34 protein-coding genes are annotated in these 25246 nt (G+C 69.1%); 16 read left to right on the top strand and 18 right to left on the bottom strand.

Annotation, left to right across the window (positions count from 1 at the left end):
- Window positions 1-5: 5 nt before the first annotated feature.
- Window positions 6-281, bottom strand: a complete 276-nt coding sequence (locus PKE72_RS03710; protein WP_054765685.1) for a metal/formaldehyde-sensitive transcriptional repressor — start codon at window positions 279-281, stop codon at window positions 6-8.
- A 259-nt stretch (window positions 282-540) separates the two neighbouring features.
- On the opposite strand from PKE72_RS03710, the gene PKE72_RS03705 reads away from it, so the two are divergent.
- Entirely contained in the window at window positions 541-1068 is a 528-nt protein-coding gene (locus PKE72_RS03705; protein ID WP_271164065.1) for a manganese efflux pump MntP, read from the top strand.
- 43 nt (window positions 1069-1111) lie between these two features.
- On the opposite strand, the gene PKE72_RS03700 is transcribed toward PKE72_RS03705, so the two are convergent.
- A complete protein-coding gene (locus PKE72_RS03700) occupies window positions 1112-1519 on the bottom strand; it encodes a MerR family transcriptional regulator (RefSeq protein WP_054765686.1) in 408 nt (135 codons plus the stop codon).
- 62 nt (window positions 1520-1581) lie between these two features.
- Between PKE72_RS03700 and PKE72_RS03695 the strand changes: the two genes are divergently transcribed.
- Genes PKE72_RS03695 through PKE72_RS03675 form a run of 5 tightly spaced genes read left to right on the top strand, consistent with a single transcriptional unit; the run spans window position 1582 to window position 4649 of the window.
- Window positions 1582-1968 carry an MFS transporter permease gene (locus PKE72_RS03695; RefSeq protein ID WP_066624881.1) on the top strand — a complete coding sequence of 129 codons (387 nt, stop codon included), beginning with the start codon at window positions 1582-1584 and terminating at the stop codon, window positions 1966-1968.
- The gene (locus PKE72_RS03690; protein ID WP_054765688.1) at window positions 1965-2183 is read left to right on the top strand and encodes a GDCCVxC domain-containing (seleno)protein; all 219 of its coding nucleotides are present in this window, start codon (window positions 1965-1967) and stop codon (window positions 2181-2183) included. Before PKE72_RS03695 ends, PKE72_RS03690 begins: the two co-directional genes overlap by 4 nt.
- A 34-nt stretch (window positions 2184-2217) precedes the next feature.
- Window positions 2218-2577: a bleomycin resistance protein gene (locus PKE72_RS03685; RefSeq protein ID WP_219895936.1), complete on the top strand. Its 360-nt coding sequence runs from the start codon at window positions 2218-2220 to the stop codon at window positions 2575-2577.
- A 46-nt stretch (window positions 2578-2623) separates the two neighbouring features.
- Window positions 2624-3544, top strand: coding sequence for a HEPN domain-containing protein (locus tag PKE72_RS03680; RefSeq protein WP_066625035.1), 921 nt, complete (start codon window positions 2624-2626; stop codon window positions 3542-3544).
- Window positions 3528-4649, top strand: coding sequence for a hypothetical protein (locus PKE72_RS03675; RefSeq protein ID WP_219895935.1), 1122 nt, complete (start codon window positions 3528-3530; stop codon window positions 4647-4649). Before PKE72_RS03680 ends, PKE72_RS03675 begins: the two co-directional genes overlap by 17 nt.
- A gap of 29 nt (window positions 4650-4678) precedes the next feature.
- Here PKE72_RS03675 and PKE72_RS03670 read toward each other — a convergent pair whose 3' ends face one another.
- Together PKE72_RS03670 and PKE72_RS03665 are read right to left on the bottom strand one after the other, a co-directional pair.
- Window positions 4679-4915 carry a DUF2188 domain-containing protein gene (locus tag PKE72_RS03670; protein ID WP_054765692.1) on the bottom strand — a complete coding sequence of 79 codons (237 nt, stop codon included), beginning with the start codon at window positions 4913-4915 and terminating at the stop codon, window positions 4679-4681.
- Between the two features lie 69 nt (window positions 4916-4984).
- Window positions 4985-6331: a dihydrolipoyl dehydrogenase family protein gene (locus PKE72_RS03665; RefSeq protein ID WP_184272810.1), complete on the bottom strand. Its 1347-nt coding sequence runs from the start codon at window positions 6329-6331 to the stop codon at window positions 4985-4987.
- Window positions 6332-7255: 924 nt separating this feature from the next.
- Between PKE72_RS03665 and PKE72_RS03660 the strand changes: the two genes are divergently transcribed.
- The 10 genes from PKE72_RS03660 (at window position 7256) to PKE72_RS03615 (ending at window position 13396) form a co-directional block, all read left to right on the top strand.
- Complete coding sequence (locus PKE72_RS03660; protein ID WP_054765695.1) at window positions 7256-7552, top strand: DUF736 domain-containing protein; 297 nt, start codon at window positions 7256-7258, stop codon at window positions 7550-7552.
- 68 nt (window positions 7553-7620) lie between these two features.
- The gene (locus PKE72_RS03655; RefSeq protein WP_066624883.1) at window positions 7621-8511 is read left to right on the top strand and encodes an ArdC family protein; all 891 of its coding nucleotides are present in this window, start codon (window positions 7621-7623) and stop codon (window positions 8509-8511) included.
- 79 nt (window positions 8512-8590) lie between these two features.
- On the top strand, window positions 8591-8944 hold the full coding sequence (locus tag PKE72_RS03650; RefSeq protein WP_169802109.1) for a hypothetical protein: 354 nt from the start codon (window positions 8591-8593) through the stop codon (window positions 8942-8944).
- Window positions 8945-8993: 49 nt separating this feature from the next.
- On the top strand, window positions 8994-9140 hold the full coding sequence (locus PKE72_RS03645; RefSeq protein ID WP_169802110.1) for a hypothetical protein: 147 nt from the start codon (window positions 8994-8996) through the stop codon (window positions 9138-9140).
- 227 nt (window positions 9141-9367) lie between these two features.
- Window positions 9368-9889 (top strand): MobC family plasmid mobilization relaxosome protein, encoded by a 522-nt coding sequence (locus tag PKE72_RS03640; protein WP_055808206.1) that lies wholly within the window; start codon window positions 9368-9370, stop codon window positions 9887-9889.
- Window positions 9886-10878: a relaxase/mobilization nuclease domain-containing protein gene (locus PKE72_RS03635; RefSeq protein WP_219895933.1), complete on the top strand. Its 993-nt coding sequence runs from the start codon at window positions 9886-9888 to the stop codon at window positions 10876-10878. Before PKE72_RS03640 ends, PKE72_RS03635 begins: the two co-directional genes overlap by 4 nt.
- Window positions 10879-10949: 71 nt before the next feature.
- Entirely contained in the window at window positions 10950-11543 is a 594-nt protein-coding gene (locus PKE72_RS03630) for a DUF6088 family protein (RefSeq protein WP_055808472.1), read from the top strand.
- A complete protein-coding gene (locus PKE72_RS03625; protein ID WP_219895932.1) occupies window positions 11536-12552 on the top strand; it encodes a nucleotidyl transferase AbiEii/AbiGii toxin family protein in 1017 nt (338 codons plus the stop codon). The genes PKE72_RS03630 and PKE72_RS03625 overlap by 8 nt, the downstream gene beginning before the upstream one ends.
- Entirely contained in the window at window positions 12549-12902 is a 354-nt protein-coding gene (locus PKE72_RS03620; protein ID WP_055808210.1) for a hypothetical protein, read from the top strand. Before PKE72_RS03625 ends, PKE72_RS03620 begins: the two co-directional genes overlap by 4 nt.
- A gap of 50 nt (window positions 12903-12952) precedes the next feature.
- Window positions 12953-13396, top strand: coding sequence for a hypothetical protein (locus tag PKE72_RS03615; RefSeq protein WP_055808212.1), 444 nt, complete (start codon window positions 12953-12955; stop codon window positions 13394-13396).
- Window positions 13397-13405: 9 nt separating this feature from the next.
- Here PKE72_RS03615 and PKE72_RS03610 read toward each other — a convergent pair whose 3' ends face one another.
- From PKE72_RS03610 to PKE72_RS03545, 14 genes are all read right to left on the bottom strand, one after another.
- Complete coding sequence (locus tag PKE72_RS03610) at window positions 13406-13990, bottom strand: LPD7 domain-containing protein (protein ID WP_055808214.1); 585 nt, start codon at window positions 13988-13990, stop codon at window positions 13406-13408.
- Window positions 13987-15807, bottom strand: a complete 1821-nt coding sequence (locus PKE72_RS03605) for a type IV secretory system conjugative DNA transfer family protein (protein WP_055808216.1) — start codon at window positions 15805-15807, stop codon at window positions 13987-13989. The genes PKE72_RS03610 and PKE72_RS03605 overlap by 4 nt, the downstream gene beginning before the upstream one ends.
- The gene (virB11, locus tag PKE72_RS03600) at window positions 15773-16780 is read right to left on the bottom strand and encodes a P-type DNA transfer ATPase VirB11 (RefSeq protein ID WP_055808219.1); all 1008 of its coding nucleotides are present in this window, start codon (window positions 16778-16780) and stop codon (window positions 15773-15775) included. Before virB11 ends, PKE72_RS03605 begins: the two co-directional genes overlap by 35 nt.
- Window positions 16780-17892, bottom strand: coding sequence for a type IV secretion system protein VirB10 (gene virB10 / locus PKE72_RS03595; RefSeq protein ID WP_219895931.1), 1113 nt, complete (start codon window positions 17890-17892; stop codon window positions 16780-16782). The genes virB11 and virB10 overlap by 1 nt, the downstream gene beginning before the upstream one ends.
- A complete protein-coding gene (locus tag PKE72_RS03590) occupies window positions 17889-18719 on the bottom strand; it encodes a TrbG/VirB9 family P-type conjugative transfer protein (RefSeq protein WP_055808221.1) in 831 nt (276 codons plus the stop codon). Before PKE72_RS03590 ends, virB10 begins: the two co-directional genes overlap by 4 nt.
- Entirely contained in the window at window positions 18716-19399 is a 684-nt protein-coding gene (locus tag PKE72_RS03585; RefSeq protein WP_219895930.1) for a VirB8 family type IV secretion system protein, read from the bottom strand. The genes PKE72_RS03590 and PKE72_RS03585 overlap by 4 nt, the downstream gene beginning before the upstream one ends.
- Before the next feature lie 189 nt (window positions 19400-19588).
- On the bottom strand, window positions 19589-20509 hold the full coding sequence (locus PKE72_RS03580) for a TrbL/VirB6 family protein (protein ID WP_054765304.1): 921 nt from the start codon (window positions 20507-20509) through the stop codon (window positions 19589-19591).
- A gap of 9 nt (window positions 20510-20518) precedes the next feature.
- On the bottom strand, window positions 20519-20734 hold the full coding sequence (locus tag PKE72_RS03575) for an EexN family lipoprotein (protein ID WP_055808225.1): 216 nt from the start codon (window positions 20732-20734) through the stop codon (window positions 20519-20521).
- Window positions 20731-21459: a type IV secretion system protein gene (locus PKE72_RS03570; RefSeq protein ID WP_082503524.1), complete on the bottom strand. Its 729-nt coding sequence runs from the start codon at window positions 21457-21459 to the stop codon at window positions 20731-20733. Before PKE72_RS03570 ends, PKE72_RS03575 begins: the two co-directional genes overlap by 4 nt.
- Window positions 21456-23831: a VirB4 family type IV secretion/conjugal transfer ATPase gene (locus PKE72_RS03565; RefSeq protein WP_271164064.1), complete on the bottom strand. Its 2376-nt coding sequence runs from the start codon at window positions 23829-23831 to the stop codon at window positions 21456-21458. Before PKE72_RS03565 ends, PKE72_RS03570 begins: the two co-directional genes overlap by 4 nt.
- A complete protein-coding gene (locus PKE72_RS03560) occupies window positions 23824-24159 on the bottom strand; it encodes a VirB3 family type IV secretion system protein (RefSeq protein ID WP_055808227.1) in 336 nt (111 codons plus the stop codon). The genes PKE72_RS03565 and PKE72_RS03560 overlap by 8 nt, the downstream gene beginning before the upstream one ends.
- Window positions 24152-24334 carry a hypothetical protein gene (locus tag PKE72_RS03555; RefSeq protein WP_055808230.1) on the bottom strand — a complete coding sequence of 61 codons (183 nt, stop codon included), beginning with the start codon at window positions 24332-24334 and terminating at the stop codon, window positions 24152-24154. The genes PKE72_RS03560 and PKE72_RS03555 overlap by 8 nt, the downstream gene beginning before the upstream one ends.
- Entirely contained in the window at window positions 24334-24633 is a 300-nt protein-coding gene (locus tag PKE72_RS03550; protein WP_055808232.1) for a TrbC/VirB2 family protein, read from the bottom strand. Before PKE72_RS03550 ends, PKE72_RS03555 begins: the two co-directional genes overlap by 1 nt.
- Complete coding sequence (locus PKE72_RS03545) at window positions 24630-25244, bottom strand: lytic transglycosylase domain-containing protein (RefSeq protein ID WP_055808481.1); 615 nt, start codon at window positions 25242-25244, stop codon at window positions 24630-24632. The genes PKE72_RS03550 and PKE72_RS03545 overlap by 4 nt, the downstream gene beginning before the upstream one ends.
- Window positions 25245-25246 lie beyond the last annotated feature (2 nt).

The raw sequence follows: 25246 nt of genomic DNA, 5'->3' as shown, positions 1-25246 counted from the left end.
GGGCCTTACTTTGAATAGCGGCGAATGATGGCGATCAACTCGTCGGCGCCGCCCTGCCGGGCGTCCTCGCTCAGATCGGGATGAGCGACGTGGTGGCGCAGATGGTCTTCAATCAACTCTTCCAGAAGCCCGCCCATGGCGCCCCGCGCGGCCGCGACCTGCTGCAGGATTTGCGAACACCCGGCTTCAGACTCGATGGCGCGCTCTATTGCGCTGAGCTGACCCGAGATCCTCCGGACCCGCGCGACGAGCTTCTTCTTGTTCGTGGAGGTATGCGCCATGGATACTCCCCTATAGTATCTTGCACCGGCGCGCGACACCTCCTATGAGGCCGCTTCCTGTTGGGGAGTAGCTTCCGGCGTCTGATCGCCGGGGTCGGATCAACACACTCGCGTTTCGGCGCGCGGTCCGACCAGCGGAACCGCCGCCTAGCGAGACCAGCGCGTCCCACCGCCGCACCGGCCGGGGAGGGAAGCGCTGTTCGTTGCCGGGTGGATGCTCGTCATGACTCCTGTCGCCATCGCCGTTCTGTCTCTCAGCATGTCTACCGACGCCTTCGCCGCCGCCGTTGGGCGTGGTGCTTTGCATCGACCGAACCTGGCCGGCGCCGTGAAGGCAGGCCTGGTATTCGGGTGTATCGAGGCCATCACCCCGGTGATTGGCTGGGGGCTCGGCATGGTCGCTGCAGGCCTCGTCGAACGCGTGGATCATTGGATCGCCTTCGGCCTCCTCGCCGCTGTTGGCGGCAAGATGATCTGGGAAGCGACCCGTCCCCTGGCTGAGGATGCCCCACGCCGGTCCGGACCTTGGGCGCTGATCGCCATGGCGGTCGGGACCAGCATCGACGCGGCGGCTGTTGGCGTCGGCCTGGCCTTCATCGGAGCCAATATCTGGGTTATCGCGGCCTCAATCGGCGTCACGACCTTCCTGCTGACCACGATCGGCATGCTGATTGGCCGGGCCGTCGGCCAGCGTTTTGGCAAGATCGCCGAGCTTCTGGGAGGGCTCGCGCTTGTCGCGCTCCGTCTGATGATCCTGCTTGAGCACCTCGGCGTCATCGGCGCGTGATTGCCAGGACCCTACCGGCTCGACAGGGTGCGCAGGTCATCACCTATGCGATCGATCCGAGTTCTGCGATCACCGGACACCGAACCCGCCCGCCTTCGCTGCAGTCCGCGACGGCCTGCTTAAGCACCGTCCGGAGCCGCTCCAGATCCGCGATTTTGGCGTCCACGCTGGCGATGTGGTCCTGGGCCATGTCGCGGACTTCGCAGCAGGCCTGGACGCCCGGCTCACTCAACGCGATCAGCCGCCGAATGGCGTCGATGCCGAATCCCAGTTCGCGGGACCGGCGGATGAAGCGCAGGCGTTGGGCGTGTTCCGGCTCATAGCTCCTGTGTCCGCCCTCGGTGCGGGCCGGGGCGGGCATCAGGCCGATCCGCTCGTAGTAGCGCACCGTTTCCAAGTTCACCCCGGCGCTCTCTGCGAGGCGCCCGATCGTCAAACTTCGTGCGGACATGGCTCTTGATCCCGTAGCGGCTACGGGTTGTAGCCTGTAGCAGAAATCGAACGGGAGGCCCCATGGCCATCGATCAAGACCGGCCCAATATTCCTGAGGTCGCCGTCAGCGCCTCGGCCGCCATCGGCGGTGTGGCCTCGGTGTTCGCCTGGGCCGCGTGCTGTGTACTGCCTCTGGCTCTCTCGGTGGCGGGCGTGTCCTTCGCCGGCGCCGCGGTCATCGCGGGCGCGCGAACCTGGCTGACGCTTCTGGCCGCCGTCATCTTGGCCGCCGGCTGGCTGCTGCATTGGCGTCGCCTGCGGATGTGTCGGAAGGACGCATCCTGCCGCCGGCCCTCGCGTCTGGCGTTCTGGCTGCTGGTGATCGCCAGCCTGCTGATCGTCCTGTCCCTGGCCTGGCAGCCCTACATCGAACCATGGGCCATGCCGCGACTGGCGGCCATGCGATGAGCCCCGCCATCGTTCTGGAATCGACGCTGACCTGCCCGCACTGCGGTCACGTCGCGACCGAGACCATGCCCACCGACGCCTGCATCTGGTTTTACGATTGCCTCGGTTGCGGCGTGAAGCTGAAGCCTCAACCCGGCGATTGCTGCGTGTTCTGCTCCTATGCCGACGTGCCGTGTCCGCCGATCCAGGTGGATGGAAAGGGCTGTTGCGGCTAGGCTTAGGCGGCACTGCTGCATTCCGGAGTTCGCCGTGACCGATCACGCCACGCCCAACCTGCCGTCGCGGGATTTCGAAGCTACGTCCCAGTTCTACACTCGACTGGGCTTCCAGCAGGGCTGGCGCGACGAAGGGTGGATGATCCTGAAACGGGGCGGGCTGACGCTTGAGTTCTTCCCGCACCCGGAACTTGATCCGCTGACCAGCAACCTCAGCTGTTGCCTGCGGCTTGACGATCTCGACGCGTTCTACGCCGTGTGCCTTGGCACCGGACTGCCGGAGACGTGCTGGGGCCAACCCCGATTGCACGCGCCCAAGATCGAGGAGTCGGGCATGCGGATCGGCGCGCTCATCGACCCGGACGGAACCCTGATCCGCCTGATCCAGAACTGAGGCTTCGCGCCTTGCCCCGATGCACGCGTTGCGCGAGACTCGCGTCATGAAGACTTCGATCGATCATCTGCCGCCGCGCAAGCAGGTGGAACTGCGCCGGGTGGTCGAGGTGATCCGCGAGTCGTTCGCCGAAACCGTCTCGACCCGTCGGGCCGAGCGGCTGAAGAACGGCAAGATCCTCAAGATCATCCTCTACGGATCGTATGCGCGCGGCGATTGGGTCCATGATCCGGTCGGACGCTACTTCTCGGATTTCGATCTGTTGATCGTTGTCGATCATGAGGATCTGACCGACGGCGAGTTCTGGCATGACGCCGAGAACAAGCTGATGCCGGGCGAGACCCTGATCCGCACGCCGGTGAGCCTTATCGTGCACAGTCTGGAAGACGTGAACGAGCAGTTGGACCGCGGGCGATACTTCTGGGCCGACATCGTGCGTGAGGGCATCGTTCTCTTCGACACGCCCGGCGCCAAGCTGCGCAAGCCGGCTGACCTGAAAGCTCAGGTTGCCCTTAAGGAAGCGGAGGAGTTCTTCGGAGATTGGACGCAGAGTTCGGCCAGCTTTGCTCGTGGCGCGAAATTCTATATGGGCGAGGGCGCTGATCCTAAGCTCGCCGCGTTCAACCTTCATCAATCGGCTGAACACCTCTACCACTGCGTTTTGCTGGTTGTGACGCTCTACAGCGGCAAGGCGCACAACCTCGCCTTCCTGCGCAAGAAGTGCGAGGCGATCGACGCCCGCCTGGCCGAGGCCTGGCCGCGCGAGACCAAGTTCGAGCGCCGCTGCTTCGAGCTGCTGCGCGAGGCCTATGTGAAGGCTCGTTACTCCAAGCACTACAAGATCAGCGTCGAGGAACTGACCTGGTTGACCCAGCGGGTTGAGGTGCTGCGCGCGCTGGCGACGACTGTGTGCGAGGAACGGCTGGCCCATCTGCGCGAAGCGGCGAGCGATGACCCTTCCGCGTGATTTGATCCCGCCCAGCATGCGCGCGACGCTGGACGCCGCAAGACGGATGGCCGATCCCTTTGAGGACGTCCGCCGACAGCACGATATGCTGCGGGCCAGCGGCGTGCTCGGCATCGCCGAGCGCATGAAGCTGGAGACCCCGCTGGCCTTGGCCGCGATGGGTCGTAACCCGTTCATGGACCGGATGCAGGGCGTCGGCGCCCTGATGAGGGCTCAGACCGACGCGGACCGCGTCTATCGCGCCGCGTTTCCGAATGGCCTGATCGAGCAGGCCGAGCGGATCGCGCAACTGTCCGCCGGCTTCGCCTTGCCGGATGGTCTCGAGCGCTTCAGGACGCCGACGGACAGTTTCGTCGATCGCATCCTCCGACTGTCGGACAGTGGTCTTGGCGCGAGCGCCCTGGCGATCGGGCGACCCGCCCAGATCGAGGCCTTCGCGCGGGCCTCGGCGATGGCCGACATGTTCGCCGAGAGCGACCGGCTGACGCGGGGAGTGCGAGAGGCGGTCGGCGCCTTCTCCATCACGGAGATGCCGCAGTTCGCCAATCTGGCCGGTTATCGCAGTTTCCTCGACGCGGCGGGACTGCGGCTTGCGCACTGGCCGAGACGGCGTCTCCTGACGATGGCGGAGAAGCGCCGTCGCCTGAAGGCCCGCCTTCAGGCCAACTCGGCCCCGCCGCATGTGAAGCGCGCCAAGACTCTGGTTCACCGCTACGAACTGACCTTGAGGGAAATTCTAGATGCCGTGATGGCCGAGACCTACGGTGAGGACTGGGCGGACGAGCGCCTGCCGCTGTGCGACTGCAAGGATTTGCTGGGGAAGTGGAAGAAGCGGGGAGGCGAGGTTTTCGACCATGCCGACTACACCCACTACGCGCGGATCATGAGCCATCCGGAGCATTTCCAGGCGATCTTCGAGGCTGGTTTCGACGACCCAGAGGCGGTGTTCGATCTTCTGAAGCAGGCCGGGAAGCTGCGCGCGGCGTCGCACCATGCGCACCTGTTCACGCCCGAAGATCTGAAGGCGCTCCGCCTGACCTGGAACCAGATCGAAACAGGCTTGATCGCGCTCACTCCGGATTTCGCACTCGAGTGGACGGGTTAAAAGGCGACGAGGTCGGAATCGCCGTCCTCTTAGTGGAGCACTTCCCCGCCGACCGGATCGACCTGACGCAACTGGCCGGCCGCGTCCTGGACAAAGACTTCCACTTGCTCGCCCTTGTCGATCAGCGTCGTCGCCTTCACGAGCGCGGACTCTATGGCGTCGACGCTGAAGTCGAAATGCCCTGAGGGTCGGCCATCGCGAAGCACCCGCCAGTCGCCGTCGCCCCGGATCACCGTGAACTGGATGGTGTCGGACTGCCTCTCCAAGGGATCCCTCCTTCGCTCCAATCCGCGATGCGGATGGCGCCATGAACCTACCGCGACACCGCTTGAGCGTCATAGCATGTAGCCCACATCCGATGCGCCCGTCGGATAGGCGAACATCGTGGTCTTGAGGTCATCCGCAGTCAGTCCATGGCGGATCGCCAAAGCGAAAATATTGATGACCTCGTCCACGTTCGGGCCCACGAGGTGGGCGCCCAACACCCGTTCCGTCCCTTCCTCGACCAAGACCTTGAAGCCGAAGGTGGGTTCGGCCGCTGCGCGTGCTGTGAACCAGTCGGAGGCCTTCTGATTTTTGACTCGGTAGAGCAGACCCTGATCCTTAGCCTCCCTCTCCGTCAGCCCGACCGCCGCGATAGGCGGGATTGTGAAGGCCACGCTCGGGACGCCGCGATAGTTCGGCCTTTCGGAGTTACCGTTCAAAATGTTGGCCGCCACGACCTTGGCGTCGTGGCTGGACACGGGGGTCAGCGGCGGACCGACCTGGGCTGCGTCGCCCGCGGCATAGACGGCTGGATTGGAAACGCTCTGCAGAAATTCGTTGAGCTTCAGGCGGCCTCCTTCATGCTCGACCCCGGCGGCGTCAAGGCCGAGATCGTCGATCGCAGGTCCTCGTCCGGCGGCGTGAATGACCAGATCAGCATGGACATCGACGGCTTTCCCCTTCGTCTGGGCGTGAACCCGAAAGCCTGCGCGCGTCTGCTCGACCGCCTGGACTGTCGTTTCGAGGCGCACGTCAACGCCGAGTTGGCGAAAGCTTTCCATGAGCCAACCGACCACGTCCGGGTCGAACTGGGGAAGCAATCGCTCGCCACGCTGGAGGATTACGACTTCGGCGCCAGCCCGCGCGGCGATGTGGGAGAACTCGGCCGCGATATAGCCTCCGCCGACCAGCACAATGCGCTTTGGCATGTCACCCAGCTCGAGGAAGCCCTCGTTGGTGACCAGATGCTCTTCCCCCGGGATGCCGAGTTTCCTGGGTTCGGCTCCGGCGGCGATGAGCAGGTTCGAAAACTCCAGCGTTTCCTCGCCCACCTCAAGGCTGTTGCGGCCGGTGAGGCGCGCCCGTCCATGAAAAGTGTCGATGCCTCTTTCAGAGTACCGCTCTTGGTGCTTTTGGGGAACGGGATCGGTGAAACCCCGCTTGAAGGCCATGAGGTCGGCCCAAGCAATTCGGGCGTCGCCGGCGACACCCCTGCCTCGCATCCGCCATGTATGATCGACGGCGTTGGCCCCGCTGATCAGCATTTTTTTTGGATCGCAGCCCCGGAGCGCGCACGTGCCTCCAAAGGGACGAAAATCGACAACCGCGACGCTGCGACCAGCAGCGCGAACCCGCATGGCTCCGACCATGGCGGCGGTCCCGGTCCCGATCACCACAAGATCATAATGTTTGGTCATCGATGTATGCTCCGCGCTCGCTCTGTAGCGGCTACCTTGGGACGGACGAGGCGGTACAGTGCCTCGGTCACCACCGCGTTGACGGCGCCAAAGAGAAGGTGCCCGGCGACCCCTCTAGCCTGGGTGAGCAGGGGGTTGTCTCGATTGGGAGCACTGTAGCCGAACACAGGCGTCAGACCTTCGTCGATCATCAAGAGCATGGTCGCTCCAGCACTTCCTCTTCCCGTACTTTCGGCGGCTTGATCTGGTAGAGCGCCGTCTGCGCCCTCTCGGTTACCCTCGTGGCCACGAGACCGGCGATGACGCCGAGGGCTGTCTCCGCAGCCAGCGATTTTGATGGAGTTGCGCATTGTTCTGACTCCCGATGAGCACGCTCCGGCCGCCTCATCCGGCTGGCTTACGACACCGCGACTGTCCCTCGAACGGAACGCTCGGAAGGGGAACGAAGCTGGAGTTGCTTCAGGTTCCCTTCATAGCAGGAGACACCTCAGATTCATGCCAGGCGTGGCCGCGCCCGTCGCCATGCCGCGCGTCAGCTGCGACGACGCGGAAGCGGTGAATCCTGGGCACGTCTTTGGTGGCGGAGCGGATGCACCGGCATTGGCGGCACGATCCCTACGAGCGCCGCGATTGGCCGCATGGTTTAAGCGGCGGTGACCAGCCGTCTCTCCTGCGACGCGCCAAGCCTTGCGCGGCCTCTCAATGGCCTGATCTGACCGAAGCCCGTCCGGCTTCCGCAACCGTTCGCGCGACTTTCTTCCCCGGCCGGACGGCCTTCCTCGCGAGGCAAGAAAGTCGCGCTCCCGGTCCTCCGCTGCGCTGCGGGGCTCCCTGTGCTCGCCTGCGGGCCGCCCGGCCTCCGGTCCGCCGATCGCCATCGAGGCCGCGGCAGGCGTGGCCCGAGATCAGCAAGGAGAGACTTCCATGGCCACCATCGGTTCCTTCACCCAGCAAGCGGACGGCAGCTACAGCGGTTCGATCAAGACCCTGACCCTCAACGTCAAGGCGGCCCAACTCCGGGCCAATGACAAGACCGACGACAAGGCTCCTGATTTCCGCATCTTCTCCGGCCAGACCGAGTTCGGCGCGGCCTGGAAGAAAACGAGCCAGCAGAACCGCGACTACCTGTCGGTCAAGCTCGACGATCCCAGCTTCCCGGCCCCGATCTACGCCTCGCTGGTCGAGATCGATGGCGGACACAGCCTGATCTGGTCCCGCTGAGCGAGCCGCGGCGGCGCTGACGACAGCGCCGCCGCCCCTTCTTCAAATCCCGTCTTGAGGAGGCCGCCATGTCGCGCCCCAACGAACCCTCACGTCCCGACCTCTACACCCGCATCACCCACCAGATCGTCGCCCAGCTCGAAGCCGGCGTCCGGCCCTGGAGCCAGCCCTGGGCCGCATCCGAAAGCGTCAGCCGACCCCTCCGGCACGACGGCACGCCTTACCGCGGCGTCAACGTCGTCCTGCTGTGGGGCGAGGCCGCCGCCCGAGGCTTTCAGTCCTCCACCTGGATGACCTTCCGGCAGGCGCTGGCCCTGGGCGCTCATGTCCGCAAGGGCGAAAAGGGTTCCACCGTCGTCTACGCCGACCAGCTGGTCCGCATCGACGATGACGACGCCGGGGAGGAGACGACCCGACGCATTCCGTTCCTGAAGGCCTACACGGTCTTCAACGTCGAACAGATCGAGGGTCTCCCGGCCTCGTCCGCCCCGGCGCCCGCGCCGGTCCTGAACCTCGGTCAACGGATCGCCCGGGCCGAGACGTTCTTCGCCGCGACGGGCGCCGACGTCCGTCATGGCGGCGGCTGCGCCTTCTATGCGCCGGGACCGGACTTCGTGCAGATGCCGGTGTTCGAAAGCTTCCGCGATCCGGAAGCCTACTACGCGACGCTGGGCCACGAGCTGACGCACTGGACCAGGCACCCCGCTCGGCTCGACCGCGACTTCGGACGCCGCCGGCATGGAGACGCCGGCTACGCCCGGGAAGAACTGGTGGCCGAAATCGGCGCCGCCTTCCTCTGCGCCGACCTGGGGCTGGCTCTCGAGCCGCGCGAGGATCACGCCGCCTATGTCGCCTCATGGCTCGAGGTGCTGCGCGACGACAAGCGATTCATCTTCTCAGCCGCCGCCCACGCCCAGCGCGCCGTGGACTTTCTTCATGCGGCCGGCGAGGGCGGCTGACGCCGGGGACGTAAAAGATGCAGGGGCGCGCGCCGGTCATGGCTGGCGCGCGCGTCACCTGCGCTGTAACCTTGGGGTCTTGCTGGACGTATTGAGCTTGATGATCGGACGTCGAACAACTGCGGCCTGGGCGCCGGCCATTCTGGCCGTGTTCGCCCTGCTGTTCGCGTCGAGCCCGGTCACGGCCTGGGAGACTCCGGCCGCGGCCATGTCGATGCCGATGGCGCCCGCCGACGGCTCCAGTCCGGATGCCCCCTGCGATCCCGTGAAGATGAGCTGCGCTCGGCTGTGCGCCGTGCTCTGCCATGGCCTGGTTCCGACGCCCGCCGCGGCCGTCCCGGTAGCGGCCTCCGCCGATGTGCACGATCGTTTACCGGCCGACGCCCTCGCGGGGGTGGAGCCGGAAGCGGAGGACCCGCCCCCTCGAACCTGATCTCCACCGACGATCCTTTTCTCAGAAAACCGATCCATGGAGATCAACAATGAAACGTGCTTTTTCGCTCGCGGCCCTCGTGCTGCTGACCTCGGCCTCGGCTGCCTTCGCGGCCGCGCCCGACTCGGTGGTCAAGGCCGCCGCCTCCTGCTGCGAGCTTCTCGCGGCCTGCTGTAACGGCGGACCCTGCTGCTGATCCGCTGACGGAGGACGCCCGCGCGAAAGCGCGGGCGTCTGCCTCCGAGGCCGCTTCCCTCCTCATGATCCGTCCGGCTGGGGCGTCCGACAGGACGGCGGGCGAGCGGCCGTGCAGCGGTCGCCGAGGGGAGGACGTGCAGCACCGGAGGCCTACGGGGCGAGGGGGGTGACGGTCAAGGGCAGGATAGGCTTTGCGCCGGCAACGTCTGACAGACCCACCTCCCGATGGACCGCCTCACCCTTCGCGTCTCGCCCGATCTGATCCGCCGGTTCGACGCCGCGGCGGCGGGGCAGGGCGGGCGCTCGCGCTTGCTTCGCCGGCTCATGGAGGGGGCTGCGCAGGCGTCCTTTCCGGCGCCGCCGGAGGCGGTCAGCGCGCCCAGGTCGGGCAAGCTGACCCTGCGCCTCGGCGAGACCGACCTGCGTCTCCTGGAGGCCGAGGCCGCCGCCGTCGGGCTGTCGCGAACCCAATGGAGTGTCGCGCTCATCCGGCGGCGGTTGCGGGATCGTCCGCAGTTCAGCCGTCCCGAGGCCTTGGCGCTGATCGAGGTGCGGCGCGAGCTGCGGCGCATCGGCGTGAACATCAACCAGATCGCCCGCGCCCTGAACACGGCGGTGATGGAGGGGCAGGTGCTCGATCTGGAGATGGCCCAGCTCGGCGCCTTTCAGGCTGAGATCGCGGCCTGGGTGGAAGCGCTCGGCGAGGCCTTTGACGGCAACCTGTCCTATTGGGCCGGGCGGCCGTGAGCGACTTCCGCTCGCCGCGCGGGTTCGAGGAAGCCTTGCGGCCGCCGGTCGATCCGCGCCGCGCGCGGATCACGCCGGCGGTGCTTCAGTCGCCTCGGAACAGGGATCAGGATCCAGCCGCGCGTTTCGTCCGCGTCGCGCGCCGGGCGCCGGAGGTGATGGTCAAGGTGACGGGCCGAACCCGGGACGGCGGCCATCTGAAAGCGCATCTCGACTACATCAGCCGCAACGGCGCCCTGGCTCTGGACGGGCCGGACGGGGAGCGGCTGGACGGGCGCGCCGAGGTGCATGCGCTCGCCCGCGCCTGGGCCGAGGAATTCGCGATGGAGCCGGGACGCAGGCGCGACGCCTCGATCTCCCTGTCGATCGTGCTCAGCATGCCGGCCGGCACCGACGCGGCGCGTCTGCATGACGCCGCCCGGGCGTTCGCGGCCGAGACCTTCGGCGAGCGCTTCCCCTATGTCTTCGCCCTGCACGACGAGGGACGGCACCCGCACGTGCATCTGACGGTGCGCCGGCTGGGACGCGAGGGCGAGCGGCTGAATCCGCGCAAGGCCGACCTGCAGATCTGGCGCGAGGGCTTCGCCCGGGCGCTGCGCGACCGGTCCATCGAGGCGGAGGCCACCCCGCGGCGGACGCGCGGCGTGACCCGAAAGGCGGAGCGGACGCCGATCCGCAAGATGCGGGAGCGGTTCGTGGCGGGGAAGGGCGATCTGCCCGAGACGCTCGCCGCCGCCTACCGCGACGCGCTCCGGGGCGACGGCGGGGAGGGACCGTGGCTGGAGGCAATTCAGGCGCGTGAACTGGCGATGCGGCGCGCTCTGGTCGCGGAAGCGGTTCGACTGGGTCGGTCCGATCGGCTGGCGGATCGCACCCTGGCCCTGGTGGTGGAGCGGTTCGTGCGGGACCGGCCCGGGCCGAAGACGCGCGACCAGGCCTTGAGGGACGCAGGCGTCGATCGCTCGACCGGGCGAGAGCGAAGCCGATGAAGCGGCGCGACTCCACGGGCCCGGTTGCGGAGTGTCAGAAACAGAACTATATTTCTGACACGGAGACGATCATGCAAGTCCTTGCTGAACAGATCATGGAGCGCGTCCGGGCCCTGCCGGAGGGCGCGCCGGTCGCCGCCAAGGGGCTGCTCCATCTGGGCAGCCGCGCGGCGGTGGATCAGGCCCTGTCGCGCCTCGTGCGACGGGGGCGGCTCGTGCGCGCCGGGCGCGGCGTCTACATGCGTCCGCTGGAAAGCCGCTTCGGATCGCGGACGCCTTCGGTGGAAACGGTCGTGCGCGCGGTGAGCGAGCAGCGCGGCGAGGTCGTCGCCTCCAACGGGGCGGCGGCGGCCAACGCCCTGGGCCTGACCACCCAGGTGCCGATCCGCATGGTCTATCTGACCAACGGCAAGAGCCGGCTCCTCAACGTTGGCAAGCAGACGGTGGAGTTCAAACATGCGCCGGCATGGCAGCTGCTCCTGGCTGATCGTCCGGCCGGCGAAGCGGTTCGCGCCCTGGCCTGGCTGGGGCCGGAGAAGGCCCCGACGGCGCTGGAGACCCTGAAGCGAAAGCTGGGACCCGCCGCCTTCGGCGAACTGGTGTCCGTCGGACCGCGTCTGCCCACCTGGCTGGCGCGGTCGGTCAGCCAGGCGGCGCATGTCTGAGACCTTCCTGCAGCTTTCGGCCGAGGACCGGGCCGAAGCCCTCGCGGCGGCGGCGTCGGCGTCCGGCCGGCCCTCCCATCTGCTCGAGAAGGATGTCTGGGTCGTCTGGGCCCTGAGCGCGCTGTTCGAGGCGCCCTTGGGCGAGGGGCTGGTCTTCAAGGGCGGGACGTCCCTGTCCAAGGCCTACGATGTCATCCAGCGGTTCTCGGAAGACATCGATCTGACCTGGGACATCCGTCGCCTGCTTCCCGATCTGGCCAATGCGCCCGAAGACCCGGTGCCGCGGACTCGCGCTGAGGAGCGGCGCTGGTCCCGGGACGTTCAGCGGCTGTTGCCGCTCTGGGTCGAGGGCGAGGTGCGGCCGCTTCTGGAGGCCCGGATCGCCGCAGACGGCGTCGGCGCCACGGTGCGGATCGAGGGCGCCAAGGCCTTCGTCGACTATGCGCCGACCAGCACCGGCACCGGCTATGTCTCGCCCAGCGTGATGCTCGAGTTCGGCGCGCGGGCGACCGGCGAGCCGAGCGCGCCGCGACCCGTGGTCTGCGATGCGGCGGCCCATCTGCAAGGCGTCGTCTTCCCGACCGCCACGCCGCGGGTGATGGCGGCCGAGCGGACCTTCTGGGAGAAGGCCACCGCCGCCCACGTCTATTGCGCGCAGGGACGACTGCGGGGCGATCGCTTCTCCCGGCATTGGCATGATCTGTCCCGACTGGACGCGGCCGGCTTCGCCGAGACCGCGATCGCGGATCGGGCGGTCGCCGAGGCGGTCGCGCGCCACAAGGCGATGTTCTTCCGCGAGACCGCCGACGGCGCGGAGATCGACTATGGACAGGCGGTCACGGGCGGCCTGCGTCTGAAGCCTGAAGGCGCCTCGCTGGAGGCCCTCGGGGACGACTACCGCCGGATGGTCGAGGACGGCCTGCTGGAGGCGGACGCCGAGCCCTTCGAGGCGCTGATGGAGACCTGCGCGGGGCTCGCGGACCGCGCCAACGCCGCGGCGGCCCGTTGACCCTGCGCTACGCGCCGATCGAGCAGGAAGCGATCCTGCTCAAGGCGGTCTGGGACATGATCGACGACATGGTCAATCTGGAGATCTTCGACTATCCGATGACCTCCCGTCCGACCAATCTGGTGTTCAAGTCGGGAACCCACAAACGGGTCTTCGCCATCCTGCTGGCGATTTCCTGGCCCAGCCCCGGCCATCCGCGCTGCCCTTCGCCTTCGCGCCTTCGACGGCAGGCGCGCGCGAGACCGATCGAACCTATCTGTTCTATCTGGACGGCATCGGCCGTCAGCCGACCCTGGGCGCCGACGCCTCCGGTCTGGCGGCTTCCGCCTCGGCCTTCGCGGACTGGCTGAACGCGGAGTGCGTCTGTCCCAAGGTCTGGCTTCCCGAACTCGACCTGTCGGTGGACCTGCGCGTCTCCCGCATCTGGCTGCTCAAGGTCGTCGGCGACGCCAACAAGCACAACTTCTCCCGGCTCGATGCCCGGGTGAAGCAGATCAGGGCGATGCTCGCGCGGCACGGCCATGAGGTCGATGAGGGGATGGTCTATCGGTCGGTGCCGGACTTCCAGCAGTGGTTCTACACCGACGTCTTCTCCTATCACGCCAGCACCATCGGCGAGTTCCTGGACCAGATCCGCCGGGCCCTGTTCGCCTACCTCTCGCCGGAGTTCGCCCGGGCCTGGCGACGTGGCGACCGGTTCGAGGGCGATTACAGCTTCGATATTCCGGCGGACATCCGCGATCCGCTGGCGCTGGGCATGTATTGGGACCTGATGAACCGGATGAGGGACGGCGTCGGATTCCCGGCCTTCACCGTGTCGCCGTATCTGAAGAACACTTTCTAGGCGCGACCGCTAGCGCCGCCGCTCGCGGTCGCGCATCGTGTCCCGTTCCGTCGGACGCGCGCGGCCGGCGCGCGCCCAGGCGGCCTCCAGCAGCTTGGCTTGGATGGCGGGATCGGGGATGAGACGGGCCACCACCACGGCCGCGCGGGCGAGCCGCTCGGCGAGCGGATCCTGGAGGGGCTTCTGGGAGGAAGCCCGGTCGATTCCGGCCGCCTGGCGATCGCGGTCCCTGGGCCGATGGCCGTGGACCTCCAGACCCAGGCTCTGGGCCTGTATCCAGACCTCGCGCCGGAAGGCTGGGTCGCCAGAGACCTGTATCCGCTCCCAGCCGCGGTGCCGCGCGATCTTGAGCATGTCGATGACGGCGTCGGGATAGGCCTGGGTCGAGGTGAGCGATCCACCCCGGTCGCGGAACATCGGCGCGGGCGCACGATGATCCCGGAAGAACCGCTCCGCCCGGCCCCTGAGATCGCGCTCGACCAGATAGCGGTCGAGCACCGCGTCCGGAACGTCGCCCTTGGCGGTGGAGCGGCCGGGTGCGCCGGGCGCGGGCCGCAGGCGGTTGACCGCCGGAGCGGGCTCTGACGGGGTCATGGCTCGCGCTCCGGCGGGGTGGCGTCGACGACGCGGTCGAGCCAGGCCGCCACATCGGTTTCATCCGCGTCGGGCGGGGGCGGAGGAAGGCCTTCGGCGGCGAAGGCGCGGGCGATGACGTCGAAATCCATGGGATCCTCCTCGAGAGCGGGCGGGACGACCGGCGCTTCGACCGTCGGCGCGGGCGTGGGAGCGGGACGCAGACGGCGCTGGAAAATCCGGTCGCGCCAGTAGGCGATCTTGCGGCCGCGAACAGGCGGAAGACCGGCCTTCAGGACGATCAGGGCGGTCTGCGGAAGCTGCATGAGCTCCTGGGGCAGCATCAGCGCCCGGCGCTGGTCGGACACGGTCGTACTGCGTCGGCCGCGCGCGAGGCCGGCCGGCCGGCTGCGGCTTCGCCCGTCCGTCGTATAATAGCCCAGCCGTTCGCTGAGCTCCCGGGCGATCCTCAGTTCCTTGGGCGCGAAGACGATCTCGATGCCGCAATTGGTCATCACGTCCTCTGCCAGATCGGGTCCGTAGAGCGCCCGGAGCTGGGAGGGACTCTGAAGCACGGCCAGCAGACGCAGTCCGTAGCCCGCCACCCAGGCGAAGGCGTGGGCCAGCACCGGCGCCGGGCCGAGGCGAGCGAATTCGTCGAGCAGGACGAGGGTCGGACGGTCGGCGGGGGCGGGAAGGCTGCGGCTGTTGAGATCGACCAGCTGCTGAAAAAGCAGCGCATAGAGCGGCTGGATCCTCAGCATGTTGTCCGGCGTGGCGCCCAGATAGAGGGAGAGATCGCCGCGGCGCAGGTCGCGCAGGTCGAAATCCGAGACCGAGGTGGCGGCGTCGATCCGGGGGTTGAGCCACAGCCCCATGCGAGTGGTGATCGACTGACGCACGGAGGCGAAGGTGTTCTCGCTGGAGCTGGTGAAGTCCGTCAGGGCGGCGACGACGGGCCCCGGAAGAGGGCGTCCCTCCCGCGCGCGCGCCGCGACGATGCGGGGCAGCCGAGCACGGGCGTCGCCCGCGGTGAGCTGGCGGAAGATCTCGCCGAGGGTGAAGGGGCGATCGGGCGTGGCGGCGACATAGCCGCCCACGCCGATGAAGCCAGTGCGCGACGCCTCGGCCCAGAAGGGATCGGCCCTGTCATGGACTGGAAACAGCATCGCCGCCATGCGCTGAAGCTCGTCCAGCACCTGGATCGGATCGGCGCGGTCGATGTGGGCCAGGGGGTTGAACCGCGCGGTTCGGCCGTCCGACGCCAGGGGATCGAACAGATGGACCGTCTGGCCGGCCTCGGCGCGGTAGCCGGCGGTGGCGACATAGTTCTCGCGCTTGATGTCCAGCACCACGACCGAGTCCGGCCAAGCAAGCAGGTTCGGGATGACCACGCCGACGCCCTTGCCGGTGCGCGTCGGGGCGTAGAGCATCACATGCTCGGGGCCGTCGGCGATCAGGAAGGCGCCGTCGGCCCGCCCCAGGACCACGCCGCGGCGCGAGCTCAGACCGGCGTGGCGCTGTTCGGCCGCCGACGCCCATCGGGCGGCGCCGTGCAGCGGGCGTCTCTGGTGGAGCAGCACGGCGACGATCAGGATCCCGCCGACCAGACCCGCGCATGACAGGCCCACGGCCAGCCAGCGCCGCAACTCGGGATCGTGACGGTAGTACCAGAGCCAGCCGGGGACGCGCGTCGGGTCGATATCGCCGGAGAACCGACCCAGGCCGATGAGGGCGATGGTCACGGTGAGAACGCCCAGGACTGCGGCGGCGGCGAGGCCCGCGGTGGCGATCAGCGCCCCCCTAGTCGCCGGGCTGGCGCTTGCGAAGCGGGTCATGCCAGATCTCCGTCACACGGAACCGGCCGTCGACCTTCTTCATCTGGACGACGACATCGACGAGCAGGTGCAACAGGGCGCGGATGTCCTCGCGCGGCAGATCGCGCCCGCCTTCGGATTCCCGCACCAGCAAGGTCAGTTGCTCGAAGGCGAGGGCGGCCGAATCCGCGTGCACGGTGGTGATCGAACCGGGATGCCCCGAGTTGACGTTGCGCAGGTAGAAGAAGGCCGTGCCGTCGCGAAGCTCCTGCAGCAGGATGCGGTCCGGCCGCATGCGCAGGGCGCTTTCCAGAAGCTGTTTGGGGCCGATCCGGGCCAGACCTTGGCCGTCCTTGGAATAGACCAGATGGACGACGTTGCGGTGGGGCGTCACGAACTCGCGGGTGTCCTCGATCGTCAGCAGACGCTCGTGATCGGGGATGAGGGCGATCAGACCCTTGGCCAAGGTGGTCTTGCCCGAGCCGGTGGCGCCCGAGATGAGGATGTTGCGGCGAGCGGTGACGGCCAGGGTGAGGAAGCCCGGCCAGTCGCCAATCTGGCGCAGGCGCGTCAGCTCGGCGTCGACGGGATCGGCGGTCTCGGCACGGGCGTCGGCGACCTGGTCGAACAGGCCGGCCGCCGCGAACTCTACCAGGCCGAGGCGTCGCCGCGACGGCTTTCTCAGGGTCAAGGACAGGCCGCCGTCGGCGACCGCCGGCGGCAGCACGATCTGGCAACGGATGTCGCCGGGCAGGGTGGTCGAGCAGATCGGCTGTTCGGGGCTGACGTCCTGTCGGGTGTAGGCGGCGGCCGCGACCGCGAGGGTGCGCAGCCAGGCCTCGGTCAAGTCCGGCGCCTCGGCCCAGCGCCAGACGCCGTCGGCCTCGACCCCGACCTCGCCGGGGCGGTTGACGACGACCTCCGTCACCGTCTCCGGTTCCAGAAAGGGGCGCAGCGGCGCGAGGTAGTGATCGAGGACGGAGGTGTCGTCCATCACCGCGACCGCAGCTGATAGACGCCGGAGAAATCCAGATCCTGGGCGACGAAGATCGATACCTCCGCGCCCTGGCCCTTGCGCAGCGTCGGCGGGATGTCGACCGAGCCCTGGAGGGCGACCCCGGCCGCGTCGGACGGGAGGCGGGCGGTCGCGCCGCCGTCCTCGCGGCCCACGGCGGCGTAGACGCCGTGATCGACGATCGACAGCAGAAGGGCACCCCCGAACCGATCCCAGAAGCGGGTGTCGACCACCCCGTCGAAGCCGGATCGGCCGAGCGCGTCGGCGGCCGGCGAGGCGAGGGCGACGGCGACGCCCGTGGGCGTCACCGCCCGGGTCCAGAGGACGAACAGCCGGCGCCGGCCTTGCTGGAGGCCGCCGCGATACTCGCCGAGAACCCGGGTGCCGCGCTCCATCAACACCACGGCGCCGTTGTCGGACCAGGCGTCGCGGGACAGGACGCAGGTCACATAGCCCGGCGTGGTGCTGTCCATGGCCGTCTGCAGCACGCAGGGGACGCTGGTCCCGGCCGTGATCAGCAGGTTGCGGTCGGTAAGGCGGCCCGCGCGGGCCTGACCGACCGGGGTGACCTGACGGAGCTGGTCCAGGGCGGTTTGCGGTCCCGCGGGCGCGCCGGGCGCCGGAGCTGGCGGAGGAACCGCGGCCCCGCCGGCCCGGCTGTAGACCAGCACCGGAGCCCGCCGCGCGCTTTCGGCCAAGGCGCGCCGTTCCTCCGCAGGCGACGGACCGGAACGGGGCGCGCCTTCAGGTCCGGCCTCGATCGGCGGAATGGAAGGCCCGTCGTCGAGCCCGGGGGCCTCCGGATCGACGACCGGATCGCTGAGCAGCGGCGGCGGAGCCCGTCGCGCGGGCTCGAACGGCGCGGTCTGCCGCGGCGGCTCATCGCGTGTCGTCGGACGATCGGCGTCGCGGTCGCCCCGATCCCAGCTCGCGATCAGGAAGACGCCGCACCCGGCGGCGAGCGCGGCGAGGGTGATCATCTTGCCGCGCGGCCCGCCGAACCGTCCGGCGATCGGCGAGACGCCGCGGTCCGCCGCCGTCGAGGCCGGGGACGGACTCTCGTCCGGAGGCGTCGGCGCGGCCCCGGTCATGACGGATCTCCGACGGGCGCCCGATCGACGACAGGCGAGGCCGTGCCCGTGCCCAGCCCCCTGCCGCGAGGATCGAAGGCGTCGTTGAACAGGCAGAGGACGGATGACCCGCGCCTCAGCCGCAGGCCCCGCGCGACCCCGTGGACGACCACGAACTCGCCGCGCACGTCATAGGGGATGAGCCGCTCCGAGCCGTCCTCGGCGACCTCGAACAGGGCCGGCAAGGCCTGCACGCCTGGAAAGCGTAGAACGGTGACGCGGCCGTTGTCGCTGACCTCGCTCGGCTGCAGGGCCGCATCGCCCTGGGCGGACCAGGCCAGATTGCGCGGCCCTTCGAGAACGCCGCGGTCCAGCTCCAGGCCGATCAGGCGCTGTTCGACCGCCGCGGCCTGAACGGCCAGGGCGCGGGCGGCCTGGGCCTGATCGTCGGCCGGATAGCGGAAGCGCACCTGATAGGCGAGGGCGGCGCGGTCGCCAGGGTCGCGCGCGACCAGTTCGAAGGCGTAGTGGCGGATGACGCCGGCCCGCTCGGTGACCACCAGCAGATTGGTCGCCTGATGGCGTTCGCGCGGCTTCAGGAACAGAACCGAGCCTTCTGCCGCCACCTCCCAGGCGACGCTGTCGCCGATCGCGGCGTGGCGGATGGTCTCCTCGGGGGAGAAGACGATCTGGGTCGCCGTCCGGAAGGCGCCGGCGATCCGGTAGACCGCCGCCGGGTCGTAGACGACCTCGCGGATCCGGGGGTCGGGGGGTGTTTGCGCCATCGCCGGGGCGGCGAGGACGACCAGGCCGGCGATCAGCGCCAGGGCGGACAGGGGACGTGTCATCGGATGACCTCCGGATCGGCGCGGTAGGAGGTCACCTGGAAGCCGAGAGGGTTCCTCAGCCGGTCCGGCTCCGACATCGGCGCGCGCGTGTAGGTGAAGGCGATGGTGGCGATCCAGTCGCTCTCGACGGTCTGTTGGGCCTGGCGGACCGTGCGTCGGAAGCGGACATTGGCGACGCCGGCGTTGATGAAGCCGATGGCGCGGATCGCCACGATGGCCTCGCCGTCCGGACCGTAGAGATTCTGCGGGCTGGCCGGGTTGGAGCCCCGGAACAGATCGGCCCAGCGGCGTTGCTCGCCGGGCGCGGACAGGATGGACACCAGCCGGAAGGCGTCCTCCGCCGCCGGGTCGAGATACCCCTCCCGCTGGCGGACGTATTGTCCGAGGAAGTATTTGCTGACCGCTTCCTCGTAGCGGACGGGCCCGCCCTCGGCGGAGAGGCCGCGCATGACGTCGACCGCGCCGGTGGCCTGGTCGACCCGGATCACGAAGGGCTCGGTCGACTTGAGCGGCGTCAGCAGGGCGACGGCCCCGGTCGAGACCACGGCCAGACCCGTGGCGAGCGCCGCGGCGGACCAGGCCAGGCGGCGCGATCGGAGCGCCGAGGCCAGGCGGTCCTGGTCCCAGCGGCGCGCCTCGACGAAATAACGCTTCAGCTCGGAGGAGGGGACGCCGCTCATGCGCAACCTCCCGTGTCCGGTGAGGCGACGGGTTTGGCGGGACGCTCGGCCGCGGGCGTCAGCACCGATCCGTGGGGGTTGGCCGGTCGCCGGGCGGAGCCGTCGCAGGTCGGCAGCGCGGGATCGCCGCGGTGGGCGCAGGCTCCCAGCAGCAACAGGCTAGCGAGCAGAAGTGAGCGGTAGGTCATGTCAGGCGCCTCTCGGTCGGATGGAGCCGCCGCTCCTCGGGGGTTGGCGGCTGGATTCCTGCGGACCCTGGGCGCGGCCCGAGCCGCTTCCGCCCAGGGCGGCGGCGTTGGCGAAGTCGGCCAGGCCGGCGCTAGCGCCGCCGGCGATCCCGGCGGCGATGGCGGGGGTCTGCAGGAAGAAGATCGCGCCCAGCAGGCACAGGGCGATGAAGATCAGGCCGCCAATCATCGGATCGGCGCCCTGGATCGCGCCCCATTGATCGCGCACCAGCGACAGCACGAGCTGGAAGATGACGATGATCAGGGCGAACAGGACGAGATAGTTCACCGCCTGGCTGAGCCAGCCGAAGAAGAAGCGCCGGGTCGCGTCGAAGAGGGCGCAGGCGATGAAGATCGGGCCGAGGGTGACGAGCAGGGCGAGGGCCAACTTGGCCACCAGCACAACGCCGAAGCCGAGGGCCGCGGCCAAGGCGCCGACTAGGAAGACCGCCGCCGACACCACATAAGGGCCGGGGTTGAAGGCCGACGCGTCGCGCGAGATGTCCTCGCCCAACCAGGCGGCATAGGCGAAGAACTGGTCGAAGGCCGCGCCGACGCTGGGCGTATCCGCTCCGCTGACCGCGCGGGTCAGGGCGTTGGGCAGTCCGGTGAACAACGGCTCGGTGACGAAGGTGGAATAGGCCGCCGTCGTCGCCAGCAGATAGAGGAAGGCCAGCTTCAGCGAGCGGACCGCGAAGTCCATCACCGGTTCGCTGATCGCGCCGCGCAGGATGGCGACGCCGTAGAGCACGACATAGAGGACCAAGGCGATCCGCAGCGGACCTTCGACCTCGGCGATGACCGAGGACAGGCGGTCGCCGAGAAAGACGTTCAACCGCTCGTCGATGAAGTCGTAGCTGGGCTCGAAGACGCGGAAGCTCATGGCCGGTCCTCAGAACGCCTGCTCATAGGCGCGCATCCGGGCGTCACGCCGGGCCTCGGCCAGGCCGCGGCGCGCCGCCTCGCACTCCGTTTGCGTCCGGCCGGCGTCGCAGGCGGCCACGATCCGGGCCGCCGCGTCAGGGTCGGCCGCGAATTCCCCGGCCGTTCGGTCCGGCGCGCCGCAGCCGGCGAGCGCGAAGGCGGCGAGGAGGGCGATCCGCGTCACTGGAAGGCCCTCTCGTAGACGCTCATGCGCGCCGTGCGGGCGGCTTCGGCCCGTTCCCGGGCGCGTTGCTCCTCCAGCCGGGCCTCGGCCGCCTGGGTCAGGGCCAGACCTTGCAGCCGCACCTGTTCGTTCTGGATCAGAGCCTGTTCCGCCGCGAGCCGCGCCTCCAGATCCATCACCGCCCGGGCGTTGAGCGCGGTGTCGAGGGCCGAGCGCAGCGTCTCCAGACCCTCAAGCCGCCGGTCGGCGGCTCCGGCCACCGCCTCGCCCACGGCGAGATCGCGCGCCGTGCGGGCGCCCGCGCGTTCGAGACTGTCCCGGTAATAGGCGTCGGCCGGGCTCAGATCGCCCGTCGGCGGCGTGTACAGCCGGGTGTCGCGACGGATGGCGTTGGCGCGGTCAGCCAGGTCGCCGAGCGCGCCGAGGTCGCCGTTCGCCGCCGCCCGCATCGACCGCATATCGGGCAGGGGATTGCGCACGGTCGGCAGGCCGAGCTCGCCGGCCAGGGCGTTGACATCGGACAGGTTGTTGAGACTGTCGAACAGCCGCTGGCCCTGTTCGACCTGGGTCTGCAGCGCTTTCAACTGATCCAGGGTGGTGCGTGCCTCCTCGATCATCTGGGCGAGGGCCCTCGGGTCGTGGACGATCTGCTGGGCCCGGGCGGCCGGAGCGCCGGCGACAACGAGGGCGGCGACGGCCGCGGCGGACAGGATTCGGGCTCTCACAGGAACCTCCTCTGGTCATGGAAGGGGGCGCGCCATTGCGCGTAGTCGTCGCCCGCCTCGGCGCGCAGACGGTCGAGCAGGGCGACGGTCTCGGTCCGGCCGGACAGGATGGCCAGGGCGTCGTCCATGCCGCGCAGGTCGAGCTCGACCACGACGCTGTCGTGACCCTGTTTGACCAGGAAGCGGTGCGACTCCGGGGTCAGCACCTCGCGGACGAGCCGGAACTCCTCCCGGGTCAGGCCGAAACCGTCGATGTAGTCCCGGGCCTGGCCGTGGGCGTTGGGCAGGAAGATCTTAGTCGCGCACTGCTCGAGGATGGCGTGGGCGATGGGCGAGCGCAGCGCGTCGGCCGGCGACTGGGTGCCGAACACCATCAGGGCGTTCTGCTTGCGCCAGGTCTTGAGACCGTCCCGGGCGAGCTCGGTGAAGGCCGGATCGTCCAGCACCTTCCAGAACTCGTCGATGTCGAGCACGAGGCGTCGGCCATCGACACGCTCGGCGATGCGATGAAACAGATACAACATCGCGGGCGTGCGAACCTCGTCGTGGTCCAGCATCTGGGTGATGTCGAAGCCGGCGAATCGCGCCTCCAGGCTCAGGGCGTCCGCCTCATTGTCGAGCACCCAGCCCAGCGGACCGCCGCGCTGCCAGCGCTCCAGGCGCGCGCCCACGCCCCCGGCGTCGCCCTGGCCGAGCAGGCTGCGCAGGGCGGCGATGGAGCGTCGCTCGCGGGGCAGGGCCTCCAGCGCCGCGACGCCCTGATCGATGGCGCGCGCCTCCGGAACCGTGAGGGGGTCGTGGGGGCGATCGACCAGCGCGCGGACGAGACGAACCAGGAAGGCGCGGTTCGCCGGCGTCGGGTCGAGCGCCTTGAATGGGGCGAAGCCCGTCGGCTCGCCGTTGCGCAGGGCGAGATAGGTCCCGCCGCAGGCGCGCACGAAGATCTCGGCCCCCCGGTCCTTGTCGATGAACAGCTGCTGGGCGCCGAAGCGTTCGAGCTGGGCCAGCATGAAGTTCTGGACGACCGTCTTGCCCGATCCGGACGGCCCGCAGATGAAGGTGTGGCCCAGATCGCCGACGTGGAAGTTGAACCAGAACGGCGAGCCGGCCGTGGTGCGCAGCACCGCGACCGCCTCGCCCCAGTGGGCGCCGCGCGCCTTGCCGACCGGATGGGCGTGGAACGGCGCCAGGGCCGCGAAATTGCGCGAGGTGATGGCGGCCGGCCGGGTGCGGCGGGCGAAGGCGCCGGGGAACTGGGACCAGAAGGCCGCCTCCAGTCCGAGATCCTCCCGGGCCACGACCAGACCGGAATCGGCGAGAATGGCGCGCGCCTTGGATAAATGGTCCGCCAGCGCCCCCGGCGTATCGCCGTGCACGAGGATCGAAGCCTGGTGCTCGCCCATCACGAAGCGGTTGCTGACCAGGTCGTCGAGCGCGTCCGACAGGCCGGTGATCTGAGAGGCCGCGCGGTCGCGCGCGGAGACCATCTGGTTCTGCTTGCGCTCCATCACCGTCCGCGCGGCGGCCTTGGACAGGAACGCGAAGGACTGGCTCGCCACGAAGCCGAAGCGGACGCTCAGCAGATCGTCCCACAGCCCCGGCCGGGTCGTCGCCGGATATTCCTTCACCGCCAGGACGCCGGCGTAGCGAGCGTCGGCGACGTCCCGCAGCTCCAGGGTCTCGCGACCGAAGATGACACGCACCGTATGAACGGCCGCGCCGAGGTGGCCGAAGACGATCGGAACCGCCGAGCGCCGACCTGTCAGAACCAGTCGCATCACCTCCATCGGCTCGGAGAACCAGAGACCGTCACGTTCATACAGGCCGAGCCGGCGCGGCGCGTAGCGGTCGAGATACTGGATCAGGTCCCGGCCCGCTTCCTCGATCCGCTGGAGGTGGGCGGTCTCGACCTCGGCGTCCGCCCGCGGCGCCGCCTTCAGGCGACGCGCCAGGGCCGCGGCGCGATCGCCCGCCTCGCGGCCGGGGTGGAGGACGAGGGTGACGAAGAGCTCATTGATCCAGAGCCGACGCTCCGCGACCCGATCGTCGTAGAGCGCGCCCAGTTCGCCGGCGAAGTCCGAGCGGAAGCCGGCGGACCGCTCGAGTTCGGCCGGGCGGCGCACCACATGGTGCCAGATCGCCAGGCGATCGTCGGCCAGATTGCGCCAGGCCTGGTTCAGCTTGATATGCCAGTCGTTCAGATCGCGCGCATCCGCGGTCTCGAAACTGGCCCCGTCGATCTGGAAAACCATCATCAGGGCGCCGTTGTCGAGCGCCACCACGGCGTCGGAGACGTGGCGCGCGTAGGGCAGATGAGGCCGGGCGTCGGCCTCGCGCCGCAGGCGCATCGCGCTGACGCCGCCCTCAGCCACGGGCCAGCTCCGTCGGACGGTAGCGCCGGATGAGAGGCAACGGTGTCGCCGAACTGCCGCCCCAGAGGGCGGCGTTGCGCGACCGGCCCTTGGTGTCGACATAGACGAACAGCAGCCGGAAGGCGTTGTGATCCGCCCGACAGATCGCCCGGAACACCAGGTGCAGGGCCGGCGCGACGAGGAGATAGAGCAGGCTGCCGCCGACCAGGAAGACGACGCCCGAAAGGATGACATTCACGCCCATGGCCTCCATGGGGACGCCCAGGATCATGGCCGGTCGGGTGCAGGCCAGGAACAAGGGGTCTTCGGTCAGGCGCTCTTCAGCCATGCGGGCCTCCGGCGGACAGGCGCGACAGGGCCAGGCCGATGGCGACGCCGGAGGCGAGGCCGGCGAAGATCTGGGCGAAGCGCTTGGGCGAGATCAGCTTCAGGCCGAGCATCAGGACCAGCGCCAGGAGCACCGAGGCCGATCCGATCACGACCCAGGAGAGGGCGTCGTCCATCAGGCGCCGCCCGTGATCAGATTGACGATCTCGGCCGCGCCGAAGACGACCACGATGCCGAGCACCACGATCGCCGCGCGCCGCAGGTCGAACAGGCCGAACATCCAGAGAATGCCGACGACCACGACCGCCAGGACGGCGAGCAGCCGCGCGGTGTTGCCGGTCAGCATGTCGACGACGTTCTGAAGCAGGCCTTCGACGTTGGCGGAGGCGAAGGCCGGCTGGACCAGAATCAGGCTGGTCGCCAGGGCGATGGCGCCGACGGCGCCGAACCGGCGAGAGGAGATGGAGGCGGTCATTCAGAACTCCCGGTCTGGGTGGCGGTGAAGGTCAGGACCAGGCTGGTCCGGGCGCGCGCGAAGACGTCCCAGTCCGCCGCTGGCGCGGTCTGGACCGGGTCGGGCAGCGGCGCGGTCGCAAGGGGCTGGACGGGGCGCAAGGCCTGAACGCCGAGGCGGACGGCGGCCGCCTCGACCCGGGCGACATAGCCGTTGCGGAAGCCGCGCTCGGGATGACCGGTGTTGTAGCGGGAGAGGGCGATCCTCAACGTCGTCTGCGGATCGACGCCCTCGGCCGGCCGATAGCCCGCGCGAAGCACCTGACCGGCGGCGGCGAGGTTTCGGCAGGGATCGAAGGCCGCCTCGACCGACAGGCCGAGCCAGTCGAGGTTGTCGCTGTTGATCTGGGCGACGCCGAGATCGAGGTTCGCGCCTCGGGCCAGAAGGTCGCGCGCCACGCGCGCCGCCTCGGCGGCGTCGCGTGGCGTCCGCGCCGGCCGGGGGCCGCGGTTGACCCCGATGGCGTTCGGATTGAAGCGGCTTTCCGCATAGGCGACGGCCGCCAGGGTTTCGGGGGCCACATGCGGGGCGCAGGCTTGGGACAGGCTGAGGATGAGGGCGAGGTCCAGCAAGG

The sequence above is a fragment of the Brevundimonas intermedia genome (genome assembly GCF_027922165.1).
In the GTDB taxonomy this organism is placed as follows: Bacteria; Pseudomonadota; Alphaproteobacteria; order Caulobacterales; family Caulobacteraceae; genus Brevundimonas; species Brevundimonas intermedia.
The sequence above is the reverse complement of the archived record's forward strand: the minus strand, read 5'-3'. Positions and strand labels throughout refer to the sequence as shown.